Origin of the sequence: Martinezella paranaensis (genome assembly GCF_014200235.1) — a bacterium.
In the GTDB taxonomy this organism is placed as follows: domain Bacteria; phylum Pseudomonadota; class Alphaproteobacteria; order Rhizobiales; family Rhizobiaceae; genus Rhizobium; species Rhizobium paranaense.
Genome location: NZ_JACHBI010000003.1, coordinates 345856 through 363706 on the forward strand (window position 1 = coordinate 345856; position 17851 = coordinate 363706).

The following is a 17851-nucleotide window of genomic DNA, read 5'->3' on the forward strand; positions in this document are numbered from 1 at the left end:
ATGGACCTTCAGCGCCATTTGAGGTGAGGGCGGGATGACCATTCAAAGGTCATCCCGCCCAATTGTTTTTATCCGCGGCGACGGCGCTCGCGGGTCGGGGCGGCCCCGCCTTCGTTGGCCGTCTTGTTGCGCAGCGGGCCAATCCGATCGATGATCGTTTCCAGCGTCGGGCGCGGGCCGGGCGTGTAGCTGTCGAGCGCTTCGCGCATGGCGGCAAGGTGGCCGCAGGAAGTGCCGCAGCAGCCGCCGATGATCTTGGCGCCGGCGTCGCGGGCGAGGCGGGCGTAATCGGCCATGAGCGGCGGCGTGCCGGAATAGTGGATCTCGGCGCCGCGATATTCCGGAATGCCGCAGTTGCCTTTGACGATCACGACCGAAGCCGGATCGGCATCGGTCATGTCGAGCAGGCTTGAGAGGATATCCGATGCGCCGACGCCGCAATTGGCGCCGACGGCGAGCGGACCTTGACCCACATCCTTGGCAACGCCGTGAATGTCTCTCGGATGAAGACCCATCATCGTCTTGCCGGCGGTATCGAAGGAGCCGGTATAGGTGTAGGGCAGGCCGACCTTGACGGCGGCTTCCGCGGCGGCGCGGATTTCTTCCGGCGATGACATGGTTTCGATCCAGGCGACATCGACGCCACCGGCTTTCAGACCTTCGATCTGCTCGGCGAAAGCGGCCACGGCGTCCTCATAGGTCAGTGCGCCAAGCGGCATCAGCAATTCGCCGGTCGGGCCGACCGAGCCGGCGACGATGACTTTGCGGCCAGCCTTGTCGGCGACAGCGCGGGCAATTTCGGCAGCCGTCTTGTTCAAGCTGTGAACGCGGTCCTGCGCATGGTGCAGCTTCAAACGGTGGCGGGTGCCGCCGAAGGTGTTGGTGAGAATGATGTCGGCGCCGGCGTCGACGAAATCCTGATGCAGCTTGGTGATGCGGTCGGGATGCTGTTCGTTCCAGAGCTCCGGAGCTTCACCGGCCTCCAGGCCCATGGCGAAAAGATTGGTGCCGGTCGCGCCATCAGCGAGCAGTACGCCCTTTTCGGCTAGAAGATCGGTCAAGGGATTGGCTGTGACGGTCATGGCGTCTCCTCAAATGTCAGATAAACCGGATTGAAATGCAGATATAAACATTTCTTTATATGAGTACAATCCCGGGATAAAGGCAGAGGTTGCTCGATAAGGCGGTCTAAAAGAAAAAAGCGCCCAGGGCAGGGGGCCAGCCCCCAACCGAAATGTGGAATCCAAGTAGATACTGGTGCCGAATCCCCCTGTGGCATGGGTGTTTGGGGCGGTTTATCTTGCTGGAAATATCTTCGTGAAGCATTCTGCGCACTCACCTGCTGCAAAACTGTCGCTTTAATTGGGGTTTTTGAGACAAGAAGAGAACCGCAATATGGAATCGATGATTGAGGTTGGGACTATAAAAGATGTTGAGCCATGGGCGCAGCTTCGCGTTGCTCTGTGGCCGCATCACTCGCTTGAAGATCATCGAGCTGAGTTGGGCCGGGCGTTTCTTTCAGAAAGTGGAGAAGCCGTCGCCTTCATCGCTCGAAACGCTGCGAAAGAAGCTGTCGGGTTTGCTGAGGCCACTTTGCGATATGATTATGTGAATGGATGCAGCAGCTCGCCCGTTCTATTCCTCGAAGGGATTTATGTCCGGCCCGTTGACAGGCGAAAGGGTATCGCACGATTGCTTTGCAATGCCGTTGCTGATTGGGGGAAGTCGCTTGGATGTGTTGAGTTTGGCTCAGACGCGCTGCTTGAGAATTCAGCCAGCCATGCGCTCCATACCGCTTTAGGATTTGAGGAGACACAGCGCGTCGTGTTCTTCCGAAAGCCACTGTAGGCCGGTATTGCCCTTCCACGAGGATGGCTTGTCGCGAAACTCGCTCCCAAAAGTTAGAGTTTCGCGACAGATATTTGTTACAGAAAGTATTCCACATTTCAGTTAGGGGCTGGCAGGGCGCTTTTTCGCTTTGCGGTGGGGCGTTTTTTACGCGGCCGCCATCTCGGCCGTTTCATGTGTCGTCGGCGTCACCATGGCGGCAATGATGCCTTGCAGGTCGATCGTGCCGATCAGCCGGCCGCCGGGATCGGTGACGACGGCAGCGGTCTGTCCGCTGTCGGTCATCTGTTTAGCTGCGATCTCCAGCGTCATGTCGCCGGATATGCGCACGCCATGCGGCTCGCCGGCAATCGGCTTCATGATCGTCTGAGCCTGAATGACGCGGCCGCGGTTCACTTCCTTGACGAAGGCGGTGATGTAGTCGTCGGCTGGCTTCAACACGATTTCCTGGCCGCTGCCCTGCTGCACGACCTTGCCGTCGCGCAGGATGGCGATCTTGTCGCCGAGGCGCAGTGCTTCGTCGAGATCGTGGGTGATGAAGACGACGGTTTTCTTCAACTCCTTTTGCAGGTCGAGAAGCACGGTCTGCATGTCGACGCGGATCAACGGGTCGAGTGCCGAATAGGCCTCGTCCATCAGCAGGATATCGGCATCGTTGGTGAGCGCACGCGCAAGGCCGACGCGCTGCTGCATGCCGCCGGAAAGCTGGTTCGGATAATGGTTCTCGAACCCCTTCAGGCCGACACGCTCGATCCAGTAGCGACCTTTCTTCTGGCTTTCGGCCCGGGCCACGCCCTGGATGTCCAGGCCGTAGATGGTGTTTTCCATCACCGTGCGGTGCGGCAGCAGGGCGAATTTCTGGAACACCATCGCCGTCTTGTGGCGGCGAAACTCACGCAGTGCGTTTTCGCCCATATTACAGACATCGACGCCGTCATAGAGCACTTCGCCGGCGGTCGGCTCGATGAGCCTATTGATGTGACGGATCAGCGTCGACTTGCCGGAACCAGAGAGGCCCATGACCACGGTGATGGCACCGGCTGGCATGTCGATATTGATGTCCTGCAGGCCGAGAACGTGGCCATGCGTCTCGTTGAGCTCGGCCTTGCCTATGCCGTTCTTCACTGCGTCCACATAGTCGCGCCCGCGCGGCCCGAAGATCTTGTAGAGGTTTTTGATCTGGATCGCGTGACTAGCCATGGATGACCTCCGAGTGCTTCTGGAGCCGTCTGCCATAGGCCTGGCTCGTGCGGTCGAAAATAATGGCGATCGCGACCAGGGCGAAGCCGTTGAGGAAGCCGACGGTGAAGAACTGGCTGTTGATCGCCTGCAGCGTATTCCTGCCGAGTCCACCGACGCCGACCATGGACGCGACGACGACCATGGCGAGTGACATCATGATGGTTTGATTGATGCCGGCCATGATGGTGGGGAGTGCCAACGGGATCTGCACATTGAACAGTTTCTGCCGGTGCGACGAACCGAAGGCATCGGCTGCCTCCAGCACTTCCTTGTCGACGAGGCGGATGCCGAGGTTGGTCAGCCGGATCATCGGCGGAATGGCGTAAATCACGACGGCGATAAGACCGGGGACCTTGCCGATGCCGAAAATCATGACGACGGGAATGAGATAGACGAAGCTCGGCATCGTCTGCATCACGTCGAGAATGGGATTGATGATCGATTGCAGCCGGTCGGAACGGGCCATCAATATGCCGATCGGCAGGCCGATGACGATGGCAATGAGGGTACAGACGGTCACCATGGCGAGGGTGACCATCGTGTCGCCCCACAGGCCGCAGACACCGATCAGGATCATGGAAATGGCCGTGCCGGCGACGATCTTGAGATTGCGACTGGCAGCGTAGACGACGGCCATCATGACGAGGAGCACGATGAACCAGGGCGTATTTGTAAAAAGCCATTCCAGATAGTTCAGAAACCATTGCAGCGGCTGAACCACGGCGTCGATAACATTGCCGTAGGCGCGCACTATTCCTCTGAAGCCGTCGTCGATGTTCTTGCGCGCGGCGCGAATGAGGGTCTCGTTGATCGCCGGAAAATTGCATAGAACATCCGGCAAGAAACTGCATTGAATAGCCATGAAATTCCCCTTCTTGTCCGGTTTTGCCCAGCTCAGCGTGTGGCCTTCACGCGTGGATGGTAGGCAGCACTGCGACCGGTTCGTCAGGCTGCTTCTTATTTTTTATACCATTCCCAGTCGCCATTCTGCGCTTGTTGCGACCTAAGGCCCCGCCGCTCCGTCGGTATGGGCGTCAACACGGCGGCAGCGAATGCGGGGAACTGGCGGCTTACTCGCCGCCAGTTCCGTCGTTTCGCGTCAGAGCGAAGCCTTGACCTTGGTGGCGACATCCGGAGAAACCCACTTGGTCCACATGTCGGGGTAGGTCTTCAGGAAGTATTTTGCGCCGTCTTCGTTCGTGCCCTGATTGTCTGTCATCCAGGCGAGAACCTTGCCGACCGTGCCGTTGTCCCATTTGCGGGTCTTGACGTAGTCCATGGCAACGCTTGCCTTGGAGGCGAAAGACTTGGTCACAACAGTGTAGACGTCAGAAACCGGATAGGAATTGACCTTCGGATTGGCGCAATCCTGCTGCGAGGTGCAGGCGTCCCATTCCTTCTTGTCGTGCGGCACGTCGAAGCTCAGGCGCACCATCTCGTACTTGCCGAGGATCGCGGTCGGAGCCCAGTAGTAGCCGAGCCAGCCGCTCTTCTTTTCGAAGGCATTGGCGATCGAGCCGTCGAGACCGGCGGCCGAGCCCGTATCCACCAGCGTGAAGCCGAGCTTCTCGGCGCCGAGGGCCTTATAGAGGTTGGCCGTGGAAATCTGGCAGTTCCAGCCCGACGGGCAATTGTAGACCGCGCCCTTCGAGGAATCTTCCGGAGCGGGGAAAAGTTCCGGATGCTTCAGCGCGTCCTGAACGGTCTTGATATCCGGATGGGCGTCGGCGAGAAATTTCGGAATCCACCAGCCTTCGACGCCGCCGTCGCTGAGAAGGGGTGCTGCCTCGATCAGGCGGCCTTCGGAAACAGCCTTGTCGAGCGCTGTGCGCACGGCATTGACCCAGAGTTCCGGCGCGACGTCCGGTGCGCCCTTTTCGTCCATGGAGGCGAACGTCGGCTGTGTGTCGCCGGTGACCAGCGTCACATTGCAGCCATAGCCGTTCTGCAGGATGATCTTGTCGACCTGAGCGGCGACGCCGGCCGATGCCCAGTTCATTTCGGCGATCGACACGTCGCCGCATTCCGCAGCCTGTGCCGAGCCAGCCAAAGCATAGGCACCAAATGCGAAGATGGCGGAAGCAATGAGCTTCTTCATTGGATAACGTCTCCCAGTTCTTGTTAAGTTACCGGAATCGACTCCAGCAGACATGATGCCTTGCCGATCCCCCGTCAGCGTGGTCGCACCATAACCGTTCACCCGCCGCTGACGACGCCTGTCCGGTCCCCTGTTTTGCTGTCGTGCGTTTGCTCTTTTTGCGGCTACGGAACCTCTCGCAGCCGCGCTTTTTCTGCACCGACAAGATGCAGCCTAAGGATTTAGGTGAAGAAATCAACCTGCCGTCGACTACGCGGACTTACCACGCCTTGTCGAAAAGCTTATATAAGCGCTTGAATTAGCCTATTTTCTGCCATTCATGGCTGTAAAATGGGCATGGAAGACGCGCCATCATGCCCCGTGAGCTGGTAGAGATTGATGATCGCTAAAATGCCGCGTCCGGCAAAGACTTTTTGTATTCCATTCGCGCCGTTTTCAGCTTCTTGAAATAAGTCGAAAAAAAGTTCGAAAAATTTCCGGATTCATCCTTATTTAAGCACTTAATAACCCTCCGGTAACGATGTCCGGCTATCAATCGGAACGCGGCGGGAGACACTTCCGCCTCTCCGGATCAGGTAGTGCGTACCGGAGGAAGCGAGCCTTGCAGTGTGAAATGCAAGCGAGCCGGCGTTTTTTTGGCAAACCGCGTCGATCCCCGCGATCGCGCGGTTTTCGCGTTTTGGGGCTTACGCTAACGGTCTTGAGCAGAATCGACTAAAGTAACCGCTCGGGTGCGGACGGATAGGGCGCTCGCGTGCACCTGAATGGCGGAAACAGCAAAGCCGCCAATGCAGCGGCATGGCGGCTTTGCTGTACGATGGACTTGCGGCTTGACGAGTAATCAACCGGCGCTATAGGTGCGGATGAAGCCGACTAGGCCGAAGCGGGTATCGAGCTGCTGCAGGCGGTTGTCGGGGTGGCGCGACGGCACCTTCGAGTTCCAGGCGATCTGAATGGAATTCTTGTTGTTGAAGATGAAGAGCATCGGGGTTTCCTCGGGCCGGATCGACCGGCTTTCGTTGTTTGAATTGGTGATGGAGATAATCCTCTTCGGCATCAGGAACAATGGAAGAAGTCGTCATCGATTGTCGCAAATAGAGCATTTTTGGAAGTGGTGCGTTTTTGCCGCATATAACCGGTTTTCCGCCGTTAATCATCGCGGCGGATTCAAGGCAAAATCCAGCATTCCCAGTAGAAGCACCATATCGGAGCAATAACGGATGACGAAGGCGATCATGCTGCAGGGGACCGGCTCCGATGTCGGAAAAACGGTATTGGTCGCCGGGCTCTGCCGGCTGTTCGCCAACAGGGGTGTTCGGGTGCGCCCGTTCAAGCCTCAGAACATGTCGAACAACGCTGCGGTGGCCGAAGACGGCGGCGAGATCGGCCGGGCGCAGTGGCTGCAATCGCTGGCCGCGCGCGTACCGTCCTCGGTGCATATGAATCCGGTGCTGTTGAAGCCGCAATCGGAGACCGGCAGCCAGATCATCGTGCAGGGCAAGGTCTGGGGACAGGCGAAGGGCAGGGACTACCAGGCGCTCAAACCGCAACTGCTCGGCGCCGTCTTGGAAAGCTTTGCGACCATGCGCGCCGGAACCGATCTGGTGATTGTCGAGGGCGCCGGTTCGCCAGCCGAGATTAATCTCAGGCGCGGCGATATCGCCAATATGGGTTTTGCCACTCGCGCCAATGTCCCGGTCGTGCTGGTCGGCGATATCGATCGTGGCGGCGTGATCGCTTCGCTGGTCGGCACGCATCATATCCTGCCTGAAGAAGACCGGCGGATGATCCGCGGTTACCTGATCAATAAGTTTCGCGGTGATATCTCGCTGTTCGGCGAAGGCGTGGATGCCATTGGGGGCTTCACCGGTTGGCCCTGTTATGGCGTCGTACCCTGGCTGAAGGCAGCGGGCCGGCTGCCGGCCGAGGATTCGGTCGTATTGGAACGGCTTGCTCGCGGCACCGACGGAGCGTTGAAGGTCGCCGTGCCCGTGCTGTCACGCATCGCCAATTTCGACGATCTCGATCCGCTACGCGCCGAGCCGGATGTCGATCTGGTCTTCGTTCGCCCAGGTGAGCGGTTGCCTACGGATGCGGGGCTCGTGGTCCTGCCGGGCTCGAAATCGACCGTGGGTGATCTCATGGACCTGCGGGCGCAGGGCTGGGATAAGGATTTAGCTGCGCATGTCCGTCGCGGAGGTCGCGTTATCGGCATTTGCGGCGGTTACCAGATGCTCGGCCGCATGGTGCACGATCCGCTCGGCATAGAGGGATCGGTGACGGCGACGCCCGGGCTTGGTTTGCTGGATGTCGAGACCGAAATGGCGCCGGAAAAGACCCTTCGGAACAGCGTGGCTTTTTCCAGGGAGTACGACGCGCCGCTTTCGGGCTATGAGATCCATCTCGGCGTGACGCGCGGCGTCGATTGCGACCGGCCCTCGACCATGATCGACGGCCGGCCCGATGGCGCGCTCTCCAGCGACGGCCTGGTCATGGGCACCTATCTCCACGGGCTTTTCACCAGCGATGCCTATCGGGCAAAGCTGCTTGCAAGCTTCGGTTTGACCGGTGAGCGGGTGGATTACCGCGCCGGAGTCGAGGCGGCTCTGGACGAGGTTGCGACAGAGCTGGAAGCGGTGCTCGATCCGGCATGGCTCGACAGCCTGGTGCAGTAGAGCAGTTCCAGGAAAAGTGCGTAGCGGTTTCCCGCCCGGAATGCGAAGAAACAAAGGGATAGAGCGGGAAAGCGTTTCCGTGAAACGCTGAACCGCTCTAGAAGCGTCCAGGCGAAACCTAAAGCTCGCCTGACATTTCGCGGCGACGGCGGTCGAGTTCTTCGCTGTAGCGGCGCAGCGTATAGCTTTCGGTGAGCAGGCCAATCACCTTGCGTTCGATCAGGTCGTTGATCACCACCAGCGCTTCGCTTTCCGTCTGATCGAAAAGGGCAGCGGCCTGCTTGGCGTTCATCTGCGGCTGCAGGAAGTCGTTGCGATGGCGGATGAAATCGGAAAGGCCGTGTTCCTCGTCGTCCTTCTCGACGGGGCTCGCATATATGTCGGGCATCAGCACCATGCCGGCATATTTCTCGTCCTTGTCGATTAGGATGACCCGCTGTGCCGAGCCGATCGGAAAACGCTGACGAAATTCCTCGATGCTCATGTCGACAGGCGCAGTGTGCACATCCGGACGCATCATGCGGACGACCGTCAGATTACGAATCCAGCCGACATCATGGGCGCTGCGGATGCTTTCGCCGCGCAGATGGAAGCGCCATGTGGCGAAGGAATAGCCGAAGGTGGTCCGCACCACCAGCGACGAGGTGATGACGGCGGCTAACACCAGCGCGGTGATCGGAAAATCCCCGGTGATCTCCAACGCCAGGAAGGTCATGGTCAACGGTCCGCCGATGATGGCGACGGCAAGCGAACTCATGCCGACCACGGCATAGACGGCCGGCGTCAGCGTGGCGTGATCGAAATAGGGGGCGCAATAGGCGAAGATCTTGCCGAGCAGCCCGCCCATGAACAGCGATGCAAAGAACAAGCCGCCCCTGAAGCCGGAACCGATAGACACGGCTGAGGCCAGTGATTTCAGGATGAAGAGCCCGGCCAGCGCGCCCAGGGTGACATTCGTCGACAGGTTGAGATGCAGTGCACCGTGGCCGGCCGACAGAACCTGCGGCGAGATCAGCGCCAACAGGCCGACGACGAGGCCGCCGAGCGCAGGGCGAAAGGGCGGTGCAATCGAACTCTTGCGCGCAAACTCTTCGACCCAGGCGACGCCCTGCATGATCAGGATGCCTATGCCGGCGCAGAACGCACCGAGCAGGACAGCCGGAAGATAGTCGGCGGGGACGATCGCGCCGAAATGATCGATGTCGATGGCGAAGTCGTCACCGGCGAGCAGTCTTGCGATCATGGTCGAGATCAGCGCTGAGACGACGACGGGCGTCAGCGTGAGGATGGAATAGCTGCCGATGATCAGCTCGAAGGCGTAGAAGGCGCCGGTCAGCGGCGCATTGAACGCGGCTGCGATGGCGCCGGCAGCGCCGCAGCCGACGAGCATGCGCAGGTCCGCGCGGCGCATCTGCATCTTATAGCCGAATTTCGACGCAATGCCGGCGGCAAGCTGTGTGTAACCTGCTTCAAGCCCGACCGAGGCGCCGAATCCGTTCGAGATGAGATTCTGCACCGCGACGAGGATACTGTCGGTGAGCGACATGCGGCCGCCATGCAGCGCATTGGCTTCAATCGGGTCGACCATCGGCTTCTTGCGCGTGCGCGACAATAGATAGAGCAGAGCGCCGAGGATAATGCCGCCGGCTATGGGGGCGATCAGCAGCACCGACTTGTCGGGTATCGCGACCGCTGCAGAACTGAGGCGCTCGTAATCGGTTATGCCGTAGATGGCGCTGTGAAGCTTGCGTGAGATGAAGCTCATCCCTATCACGGCGCAACCGGAGGCTATTCCCGCCAGCGCGCCGGCGAAAACGAGCCCCAATTCGCCACGACGCAGCAATGCCCTGAAGCGACCGAGATCGAATAGAGCCGAGATGACGCCGAAGCGGCGCGGTTGGAATTTCTGCAACATGGGGAACAGACGACAGTTTTGTGCTCAAAGCTATGTGCTTGGCTTCTATAAACTCCTAACATCAAAGAAATACGGCAAAAAGAGCATCGCAGGCTGCGACTTTTAGGCAATATTTCGCCATTGGAACAGCCGATGTCGTGCCGACCAGCCTTGATTGACTTGCCGGGGCCGAAAGCCTAATCATTACGGGCATAACGAATGGTTCCCGAGCGGCAATCTGCCGCATGGGATGAAAAGGGAATGTGAAGGAGCGGACCCAACTCGGGCGCTCTCATCATAGCCGACCCCGCGACTGTAGAGCGGTCAGGGTCTTTCATCCGGTTCTTGGTGGTATTTCGCTGATGGTCCGCATGGTGCGGACAGGTGAAAGCAGCTTTGAGCCGGAAAAGCCACTGGCGTGGCATCATGATCAACCAGGGCTGGACGCCTCTAAATCTACGAATCGTCCGCTTTTTCATGATGTTTGCCGGGAAGGCGAGAAAGATCCGCTGGTGCAGGATCGGGGGCGACCGGTTTCGGTCCGCCCTCGCTGTGCCTCATCCGCGAGCCAGGAGACCTGCCATACGTGCCGGGCGCAAGGCCCAACCTAGGGACGGATGTCTCGGCTGCCAGCACGGAGGTTGTCATGGCGCGAAATGAGTTCTCGGCGCGCAGGCGCCCGCTTTTCGGTTCCAGCCGCGTCGCGCTGGCCACTGTTTTCCTGTTGGGACGGGGATAGGTCATGTCATCCCCATCGTCCCGCGTCGTCTTCGTTCTCGGCGGTGCACGCTCTGGCAAATCCCGATTCGCCGAATCGCTGGTCTCGGACACCGGTCTCGAACGTCACTATGTGGCGACAGGCCAGGCTTGGGACGATGAAATGCGCGACCGCATCGCTCAGCATCGCGCCGATCGCGGCGATCTCCTTTGGACGACGCATGAGGAGCCGTTCGATCTGACTGCCCGGCTGGCGGCGATCGATAGCGAGGGGCGCGCTGTTCTCGTTGATTGCCTGACGCTTTGGGTCACCAATCTGATGATGGCCGAGCGCAACATCCCGGCGGAATTTTCCGCTCTCACCGAATTCCTACCGGGCGCAAAGTCGCGTCTTGTCCTCGTTTCCAACGAGGTCGGGCTTGGCATCGTGCCTGAAAACCGTATGGCGCGCGAATTCCGCGATCATGCCGGCCGGTTGCACCAGATGATCGCGGCGGCGAGCGCCGAAGTCTATTTTATCGCGGCGGGGCTGCCGCTGAAAATGAAAGGTTGATCCGCATGAACCAGGAAAAAATTCCCGCCACCGTCATCACCGGTTTCCTTGGCGCCGGCAAAACGACGATGATCCGCAATCTTTTGCAGAACACCGGCGGGAAGAAGATCGCTTTGATTATCAACGAGTTCGGCGATCTCGGCGTTGACGGTGACGTGCTGAAGGGCTGCGGCGCGGAGAATTGCACCGAGGACGATATCATCGAGCTGACCAATGGCTGCATCTGCTGCACTGTGGCAGATGATTTTATCCCGACCATGACCAAGCTTTTGGAGCGCGAGGCGCGTCCTGACCATATCGTCATCGAGACTTCGGGTCTCGCTCTGCCGCAGCCGCTGGTCGCTGCCTTCAACTGGCCGGATATCCGCACCCAGGTCACTGTCGACGGCGTGATCACCGTGGTCGACAGTGCCGCCGTCGCCGCCGGCCGTTTCGCCGATGACCACGATGCGGTCGAAGCTCGCCGTGTCGAAGATGAAACGCTCGATCACGAAAGCCCGATCGAGGAGCTGTTCGAGGATCAATTGACCTGCGCCGATCTCATCGTCCTCAACAAGACCGACCTGATCGACGTCGCCGGCCTTGGCCGCGTCCGTACCGAAGTTGCCTCCCGCACCGCCCGCAAGCCGACGATCATCGAAGCGAAAAATGGTGAGGTTCCGGCCGCCATCCTCCTCGGTCTCGGCATCGGCACCGAAGGCGACATCGCCAACCGCAAATCGCATCACGAGCTGGAGCACGAGGACGGCGCGCCGCATGATCACGACGAATTCGACAGCTTCGTCGTCGACCTCGGCCCGATCGCCGATCCGGCTGCCTTTATCGAGAAGCTGAAGGGCGTGATTGCCGAACACGATGTCCTGCGCCTCAAGGGTTTCATTGATGTGCCCGGCAAGCCGATGCGCTTGCAGATTCAGGCCGTCGGCAGCCGCATCGACCACTATTTCGACCGGGCGTGGACGCCGGGCGAACAGCGCCAGACACGGCTTGTGGTGATTGGCCTGCATGAGATGGATGAAGGGATCGTGCGCGAGGCGATAGAAACGTTGGCCTAAGGCGAAGCCATGCATCTCCTCCTAGCTCAAAAAGGAACGATCAGCGACGGCGAGGAGGCGATTGATCTCGGTCAGTCGCCAGGCGATATCCTGTTTCTGTCGGCGGCCGATACCGAGCTTGCGGCGATAGCCGCGGCCTATGGGCAGGGGGGAGCCGCGCATTCCTTGCGGCTCGCAAGCCTGATGAGCCTCAAGCATCCCATGTCCGTCGACACCTATATCGAACGGACGGCGCGGCATGCGAAGCTGATCATCGTCCGGGCGCTTGGTGGTGCCAGCTATTTTCACTATGCGCTGGAGGCGCTGCATGCCAGCGCCGTTCGCAATGGCGCTTTCATCGCGGTTTTGCCGGGGGATTCGAAGCCTGATCCGGGGCTGACGCCATTTTCCAATGTTGCACTCGAGGATCTCAATGCGCTGTGGTCCTATCTAATCGAAGGCGGCGACGCCAATTCCCGTGATTTTCTCGGCTATTCCGGAGCGATGCTGTTGGGCGCCGAAAAACCGGCGCCCGCCGCTCCGTTGATGAAGGCGGGGATCTGGTGGCCGGGCAGGGGCGTGATCGGGATCGAGGAGTGGAGAAATGCCTCCACGGTGGTAGTCCCGGAGGGACTCGAACCTCCGACGGTCGCTGTTTCCTTCTACCGCGCTCTCGTTCAGAGCGGTGAAACCAAGCCGGTCGAAGCCATGATCGAGGCGCTGATCGCCGAGGGCATGCGGCCGCTGCCGGTGTTTGCCTATAGTCTCAAGGATCTCGTTTCAGTCGGCATTCTCGAAAGCGTTTTCGCCGAGTTGAAGCCGGCTGTCGTCATCAATACCACCGGTTTTGCCGTTTCGGCACCAGGGGCTGATCGCCAGCCGACCGTGTTGGAGGCGAGTGATGCGGTCGTGCTGCAGGCGATCTTTTCGGCTTCCTCCATGGAGGCTTGGGAAGCCTCGTCGCAGGGGCTTTCCGCGCGCGATCTCGGCATGAATGTCGCGCTGCCGGAGGTGGATGGGCGCGTGCTTGCCCGTGCCGTCTCCTTCAAGGCGGCGGCGCGTTATGATGAACGTGTCGAGGCCAATATTGTTGCCAGCGAGCCGGCAGCGGACCGCATGCGCTACACCGCCCGATTGGCGGCCAATTGGGCGCATCTGCGCAAAGCGCCGCCGCAAAATCGGCGCGTGGCGCTGGTCATGGCCAATTATCCGAACCGCGACGGACGGCTCGGCAACGGCGTCGGACTCGATACGCCGGCGGGTACGATGGAAGTGCTGAAAGCGATGCGGGCGGCGGGTTATCCGGCTGCCGATCTGCCTGCCGATGGCGACGCGCTGATGCAGCACCTGATGGATGGCCCGACCAATTCGGGTCATGATGGCAGGATCGTGCGCGAAAGGCTTTCCATAAGGGAATACAAGGATTTTCTCTCGTCTCTTCCCATTCAGATTCAGGAAGAGATAGCCGTCCGTTGGGGCGACCCGGGGAGCGATCCCTATGTTCGAGAGGGCGCCTTTGCGCTGCCCTTCACCCGCTTCGGCGACGTGCTGGTGGGCATCCAGCCCGCGCGCGGCTACAACATCGATCCGAAGGAAAGCTATCATTCGCCGGATCTCGTGCCGCCGCATGGCTATCTCGCTTTCTATGCATTCCTGCGTCAGTCCTTCGGCGCGCATGCCGTCATTCATATGGGCAAGCACGGCAATCTCGAATGGTTGCCGGGTAAGGCCCTGGCGCTGTCAGAGGCCTGCTATCCCGAAGCGATCCTCGGGCCGTTGCCGCATCTCTATCCCTTCATTGTCAACGACCCCGGCGAGGGCACGCAGGCCAAGCGCCGCACGAGTGCCGTGATTATCGACCACCTGACCCCGCCTTTGACCCGCGCCGAAAGTTACGGCCCGCTCAAGGATCTGGAAGCGCTGGTGGACGAATATTACGAGGCCTCCGGCGGCGATCCCCGACGCATCCGGTTGCTGCGCAAACAGATTCTCGATCTCGTCACCGATATCGGCCTCGATCAGGATGCCGGGATTGCCAAGGGCGAGGGTGAGGATGAGGCGCTCAAGAAACTCGACGCCTATCTCTGCGATCTCAAGGAAATGCAGATCCGGGACGGATTACACATCTTCGGCGTTTCGCCTTCCGGAAGGCTGCTGACGGATTTGACGGTGGCGCTGGCGCGCGTACCGCGGGGCTTGGGCGAGGGCGGCGATCAGAGCCTGCAGCGGGCAATCGCGCGGGATGCGTTCGGACAGCCCGTGTCGTTCGATCCTTTGGATTGCGATATGGCCGCGGCATGGACTGGCCACCGCCCCGATATCCTCGCCGACATTTCCGACGCTCCCTGGCGCACCCAGGGCGATACGGTCGAGCGCATCGAACTCCTGGCCGCGAGCTTTGTCGCCGGCGAAATTGCGTGTCCTCAAGACTGGCCGCAAACCCACGCCGTCCTCGCCGAAATCGAATCCCGCCTCAAGCCTTCGATACTTGCCTGTGGCGACGCCGAAATTGCTGCTCTTATGAAGGGCCTCGACGGCCGGTTCGTGTCGCCAGGTCCATCGGGTGCGCCGACGCGCGGCAGGCCGGATGTTTTGCCGACGGGTCGGAATTTCTATTCCGTCGACAGCCGCGCCGTCCCGACGCCGGCGGCCTACGAGTTGGGCAAGAAATCGGCCGAGCTGCTAATCCGTCGCTATGTGCAAGATCATGGTGAGTGGCCGGTTTCCTTCGGGCTCACGGCCTGGGGCACGTCGAATATGCGCACCGGCGGTGACGATATTGCCCAGGCGCTGGCCTTGATCGGCGTCAAGCCGGTCTGGGACATGACCTCGCGGAGGGTTACCGGCTATGAAATCATCGCGCCGGCAAAACTCGGGCGGCCGCGTGTCGATGTGACGCTGCGCATTTCCGGCTTCTTCCGCGATGCCTTTCCGGAGCAGATCGCGCTGTTCGACAGGGCGGTCCGCGCGGTTGGGGCGTTGGATGAGGATGCGGCAGACAATCCCATCGCGGCACGCATGCGGGGCGAGATCAAGCGATTGGCGGCAGCGGGATTGGACGAGGCATCGGCCAGCCGGCGAGCTGGTTACCGCGTCTTCGGCTCGAAGCCGGGTGCCTATGGTGCCGGATTGCAGGCGCTGATTGACGAAAAAGGTTGGGAGAGGCGCGCCGATCTGGCGGAGGCCTATCTCGTCTGGGGCAGCTATGCCTACGGCGCAGGTGAGGACGGGAAAGCCGAGCGCGGCGTGTTCGAGGAGCGGCTGCGTTCGATCCAGGCGGTCGTGCAGAATCAGGACAATCGAGAGCACGACCTGCTGGACAGCGACGATTATTACCAATTTGAAGGCGGCATGGCGGCTGCAGCGGAGCAGCTTGCAGGCGCCCGACCGTCGATTTATCACAACGACCATTCACGGCCGGAAAAGCCGGTCATCCGCTCGCTGGAAGAGGAGATCGGCCGTGTCGTACGCGGCCGCGTCGTCAATCCGAAGTGGATCGATGGCGTCATGCGCCACGGCTATAAGGGTGCCTTCGAAATTTCAGCAACGGTCGACTATCTCTTCGCCTTTGCTGCGACGACGGGCGCCGTTCGCAATCATCATTTCGAGGCGGTCTATCAGGCCTTTGTTGTCGATCCCCTGGTGCGCGATTTCATGGCTGAGAAGAATCCGGCCGCTTTGCAGGAGATGAAAGAACGTCTGCTCGAAGCGATCGATCGTCGTCTCTGGACGCCACGCAGCAATTCGGCACGGTTCGATCTGGAGACTTTGACTGGGGATAAGGAGATCGTCGCTTGAGCGTGGTCGGCGATCTTCTCGAGGCTTTCCATCGTTACGTCGCTTCGCGGAGCGATCCGCTATTGAAGCGTTTCGTCGAAGGTTTTGATTGGCGGATGGAGGAGCGGCCGCTTGCGGCTCACAGTCTGCCGGTCGTAAATTATCTGAATATAGTCCACCGGCCAGCCGACGCCGCAGAAGGTGAGCTGTTTTCCAGCCTTGCGGGGGCGGCAAGCATGCTGCATTGGGCGCAAACCTATAGCATCGCCGACTTCGGCGCCGATTTTCTGCAGAGATATGGCTGGGTCGAGCTTTTTGGGACGCGCGGCCATTTTGTCAGCGATGATATGGCCGGCGGCTTTCTGCTGCTTGGACCGGATGTGTACTATCCGGATCACCATCATATCGCTGAGGAAATCTATATTCCGCTGGCCGACGGTTCTCTGTGGAGGAAGGATAGCCAAGCCTTCCTGCCGCGCTGGACGGGCGAAATCATTCATCATCCCTCGGATATTCGCCATGCGATGCGAACCGAGGAAACACTGCTGGTGGCGCTTTACCTTTGGCGAGGCGGACCACTGGCGCAGAAATCGACAATTCCAGGGAGGACCGAATGAGCGAAGAGACGACCGAAACGGGCACTGAAGCACCGAAGAACGATGAAGCCCGCCATGCGGAGAAAATGGCCAAGAAGAAGGTCGCGCGTGACAAGATCATGTCGAAGAAAACGGACGAGAAAGGGCTGATCATCGTCCATACCGGCAAGGGCAAGGGCAAGTCGTCGGCCGCCTTCGGGATGATTTTCCGTCACATCGCCCATGGGAAGCCGTGTGCGGTGGTGCAGTTCATCAAGGGCGCGATGTGGACCGGCGAGCGCGATCTCATCGAAAAGCATTTCTCCGATATCTGCCAGTTTCACACCATGGGCGAGGGGTTCACCTGGGAGACGCAGGATCGCGCCCGTGACGTGGCTGCCGCCAGCGCTGCCTGGGAGAAGGCCAAGGAGTTGATCCGCGACGAACGCAACTCGATGGTGCTTCTCGATGAGATCAACATCGCGCTGCGCTACGACTATCTCGACATCAACGATGTCCTCAACTTCCTGACCACGGAGAAGCCGCATATGACGCATGTCGTCTTGACCGGCCGCAACGCCAAGGAAGAATTGATCGAGATCGCCGATCTCGTCACGGAGATGGAGCTGATCAAGCATCCGTTCCGTTCCGGCATCAAGGGACAGCCGGGTGTGGAATTCTGATCATAGCAGCGATGCACTTCGGTCGGCGGAGGCGATGTAGATCTTCGGATCGCCGACGCGAAAGGTTGTCGGCTGGAGTTCGGCTGAGCGGATGCGATCGACGCGGAAGGTTCTGATGTCGTCACGCAGGTGATCCCAGGTGATGAGATACCAGACCGGCGCATTGAAATAGAGGAATTGCGGCTCGATCCGGCGGCTAGTGACAACGCCGTCGCCGGCCTCGTAATCGATGATCACCTGCCGTTGCTCGAAGAAGGCTTGCGATATCAGCGCAAGATTGGCGCGGCTGGGCGGCACATAGCTGTTGACGACGTTGAGCGTTGCCGGCGCACCGACGATAATGCGGCGCCGTAAGTCGCGGATGCGGCCCTGATAGCCTTCGGCGAAGGTGGCGGAGACCTTGCGTTTGATCGATGTGAGATGTTGCAACAGCAAGGGCGAGCCGACTTTTTCGGCGATGGTGATGCTGAGCAGCAGATCGATGGTTTCGAGATGATCGAGATGCAGCCTACCGAGCGACCAGCTACGGTGCAGTTGCATGCCGCCACCACGGCCGCGGTCGGCATCGATCGGCAGGCCGTTCTGGCGCAATAATGCTATATCGCGATTGAGGGTGCGCAGGCTGACGCCCATCTCGGCTGCAAGCTCGGCGGCGGTCGCGTGCTCGCGTTCGCGAAGCAGCCCTTTCAGCTCCTCCAGCCTGTTCAGCCTTGTTCCATCTGCCGTGCGCGCCATGGCTGAAATATGTCGTTATC

The 17851-nt window shown here is 60.0% G+C and carries 14 protein-coding genes and 1 riboswitch; of the genes, 7 read left to right on the forward strand and 7 right to left on the reverse strand.

The window, feature by feature from the left end:
* Positions 1-68: 68 nt before the first annotated feature.
* Complete coding sequence (gene bmt / locus GGD50_RS10565; RefSeq protein WP_107108346.1) at positions 69-1082, reverse strand: betaine--homocysteine S-methyltransferase; 1014 nt, start codon at positions 1080-1082, stop codon at positions 69-71.
* Positions 1083-1404: 322 nt separating this feature from the next.
* On the opposite strand from bmt, the gene aac(6') reads away from it, so the two are divergent.
* Entirely contained in the window at positions 1405-1848 is a 444-nt protein-coding gene (aac(6'), locus tag GGD50_RS10570) for an aminoglycoside 6'-N-acetyltransferase (RefSeq protein WP_414124091.1), read from the forward strand.
* A 147-nt stretch (positions 1849-1995) separates the two neighbouring features.
* Here the strand turns inward: aac(6') and GGD50_RS10575 are convergent, their stop codons facing one another.
* From GGD50_RS10575 to GGD50_RS10590, 4 genes are all read right to left on the reverse strand, one after another.
* Positions 1996-3048, reverse strand: coding sequence for a quaternary amine ABC transporter ATP-binding protein (locus GGD50_RS10575; protein ID WP_107108344.1), 1053 nt, complete (start codon positions 3046-3048; stop codon positions 1996-1998).
* Positions 3041-3952 (reverse strand): ABC transporter permease, encoded by a 912-nt coding sequence (locus GGD50_RS10580; RefSeq protein WP_107108343.1) that lies wholly within the window; start codon positions 3950-3952, stop codon positions 3041-3043. Before GGD50_RS10580 ends, GGD50_RS10575 begins: the two co-directional genes overlap by 8 nt.
* Before the next feature lie 237 nt (positions 3953-4189).
* Positions 4190-5188 carry an ABC transporter substrate-binding protein gene (locus GGD50_RS10585; protein WP_107108342.1) on the reverse strand — a complete coding sequence of 333 codons (999 nt, stop codon included), beginning with the start codon at positions 5186-5188 and terminating at the stop codon, positions 4190-4192.
* 841 nt (positions 5189-6029) lie between these two features.
* Positions 6030-6173 carry a hypothetical protein gene (locus GGD50_RS10590; RefSeq protein ID WP_181316064.1) on the reverse strand — a complete coding sequence of 48 codons (144 nt, stop codon included), beginning with the start codon at positions 6171-6173 and terminating at the stop codon, positions 6030-6032.
* Between the two features lie 235 nt (positions 6174-6408).
* On the opposite strand from GGD50_RS10590, the gene GGD50_RS10595 reads away from it, so the two are divergent.
* Positions 6409-7863: a cobyric acid synthase gene (locus GGD50_RS10595; protein ID WP_107108341.1), complete on the forward strand. Its 1455-nt coding sequence runs from the start codon at positions 6409-6411 to the stop codon at positions 7861-7863.
* 118 nt (positions 7864-7981) lie between these two features.
* Here GGD50_RS10595 and GGD50_RS10600 read toward each other — a convergent pair whose 3' ends face one another.
* Entirely contained in the window at positions 7982-9778 is a 1797-nt protein-coding gene (locus tag GGD50_RS10600) for a chloride channel protein (protein WP_107108340.1), read from the reverse strand.
* Positions 9779-9960: 182 nt separating this feature from the next.
* A riboswitch (cobalamin riboswitch) is annotated at positions 9961-10356 on the forward strand.
* Between the two features lie 143 nt (positions 10357-10499).
* Between GGD50_RS10600 and cobU the strand changes: the two genes are divergently transcribed.
* From cobU to cobO, 5 genes are read left to right on the forward strand one after another with little or no spacing between them, the layout of a single operon-like run.
* Positions 10500-11027 carry a bifunctional adenosylcobinamide kinase/adenosylcobinamide-phosphate guanylyltransferase gene (gene cobU / locus GGD50_RS10605; protein WP_107108339.1) on the forward strand — a complete coding sequence of 176 codons (528 nt, stop codon included), beginning with the start codon at positions 10500-10502 and terminating at the stop codon, positions 11025-11027.
* Positions 11028-11032: 5 nt separating this feature from the next.
* A complete protein-coding gene (gene cobW / locus GGD50_RS10610; protein ID WP_107108548.1) occupies positions 11033-12082 on the forward strand; it encodes a cobalamin biosynthesis protein CobW in 1050 nt (349 codons plus the stop codon).
* A 9-nt stretch (positions 12083-12091) separates the two neighbouring features.
* Positions 12092-15859, forward strand: coding sequence for a cobaltochelatase subunit CobN (cobN, locus tag GGD50_RS10615; RefSeq protein ID WP_107108338.1), 3768 nt, complete (start codon positions 12092-12094; stop codon positions 15857-15859).
* Positions 15856-16455 carry a dimethylsulfonioproprionate lyase family protein gene (locus tag GGD50_RS10620; RefSeq protein WP_107108337.1) on the forward strand — a complete coding sequence of 200 codons (600 nt, stop codon included), beginning with the start codon at positions 15856-15858 and terminating at the stop codon, positions 16453-16455. Before cobN ends, GGD50_RS10620 begins: the two co-directional genes overlap by 4 nt.
* Positions 16452-17096: a cob(I)yrinic acid a,c-diamide adenosyltransferase gene (cobO, locus tag GGD50_RS10625; RefSeq protein WP_107108336.1), complete on the forward strand. Its 645-nt coding sequence runs from the start codon at positions 16452-16454 to the stop codon at positions 17094-17096. Before GGD50_RS10620 ends, cobO begins: the two co-directional genes overlap by 4 nt.
* Here cobO and GGD50_RS10630 read toward each other — a convergent pair whose 3' ends face one another.
* Entirely contained in the window at positions 17097-17831 is a 735-nt protein-coding gene (locus tag GGD50_RS10630; protein ID WP_107108335.1) for a helix-turn-helix transcriptional regulator, read from the reverse strand.
* Between the last annotated feature and the right edge of the window lie 20 nt (positions 17832-17851).

Excerpts from the sequence above, each read along its gene's own strand:
- cobW (WP_107108548.1), top strand. The coding sequence starts at position 11,033 with ATGAACCAGGAAAAAATTCCCGCCACCGTCATCACCGGTTTCCTTGGC.
- cobN (WP_107108338.1), top strand. The coding sequence starts at position 12,092 with ATGCATCTCCTCCTAGCTCAAAAAGGAACGATCAGCGACGGCGAGGAG.
- cobU (WP_107108339.1), top strand. The coding sequence starts at position 10,500 with ATGTCATCCCCATCGTCCCGCGTCGTCTTCGTTCTCGGCGGTGCACGC.
- GGD50_RS10630 (WP_107108335.1), bottom strand. The coding sequence starts at position 17,831 with ATGGCGCGCACGGCAGATGGAACAAGGCTGAACAGGCTGGAGGAGCTG.
- GGD50_RS10600 (WP_107108340.1), bottom strand. The coding sequence starts at position 9,778 with ATGTTGCAGAAATTCCAACCGCGCCGCTTCGGCGTCATCTCGGCTCTA.
- GGD50_RS10575 (WP_107108344.1), bottom strand. The coding sequence starts at position 3,048 with ATGGCTAGTCACGCGATCCAGATCAAAAACCTCTACAAGATCTTCGGG.
- GGD50_RS10580 (WP_107108343.1), bottom strand. The coding sequence starts at position 3,952 with ATGGCTATTCAATGCAGTTTCTTGCCGGATGTTCTATGCAATTTTCCG.
- bmt (WP_107108346.1), bottom strand. The coding sequence starts at position 1,082 with ATGACCGTCACAGCCAATCCCTTGACCGATCTTCTAGCCGAAAAGGGC.
- cobO (WP_107108336.1), top strand. The coding sequence starts at position 16,452 with ATGAGCGAAGAGACGACCGAAACGGGCACTGAAGCACCGAAGAACGAT.
- GGD50_RS10590 (WP_181316064.1), bottom strand. The coding sequence starts at position 6,173 with ATGCTCTTCATCTTCAACAACAAGAATTCCATTCAGATCGCCTGGAAC.
- GGD50_RS10595 (WP_107108341.1), top strand. The coding sequence starts at position 6,409 with ATGACGAAGGCGATCATGCTGCAGGGGACCGGCTCCGATGTCGGAAAA.
- GGD50_RS10585 (WP_107108342.1), bottom strand. The coding sequence starts at position 5,188 with ATGAAGAAGCTCATTGCTTCCGCCATCTTCGCATTTGGTGCCTATGCT.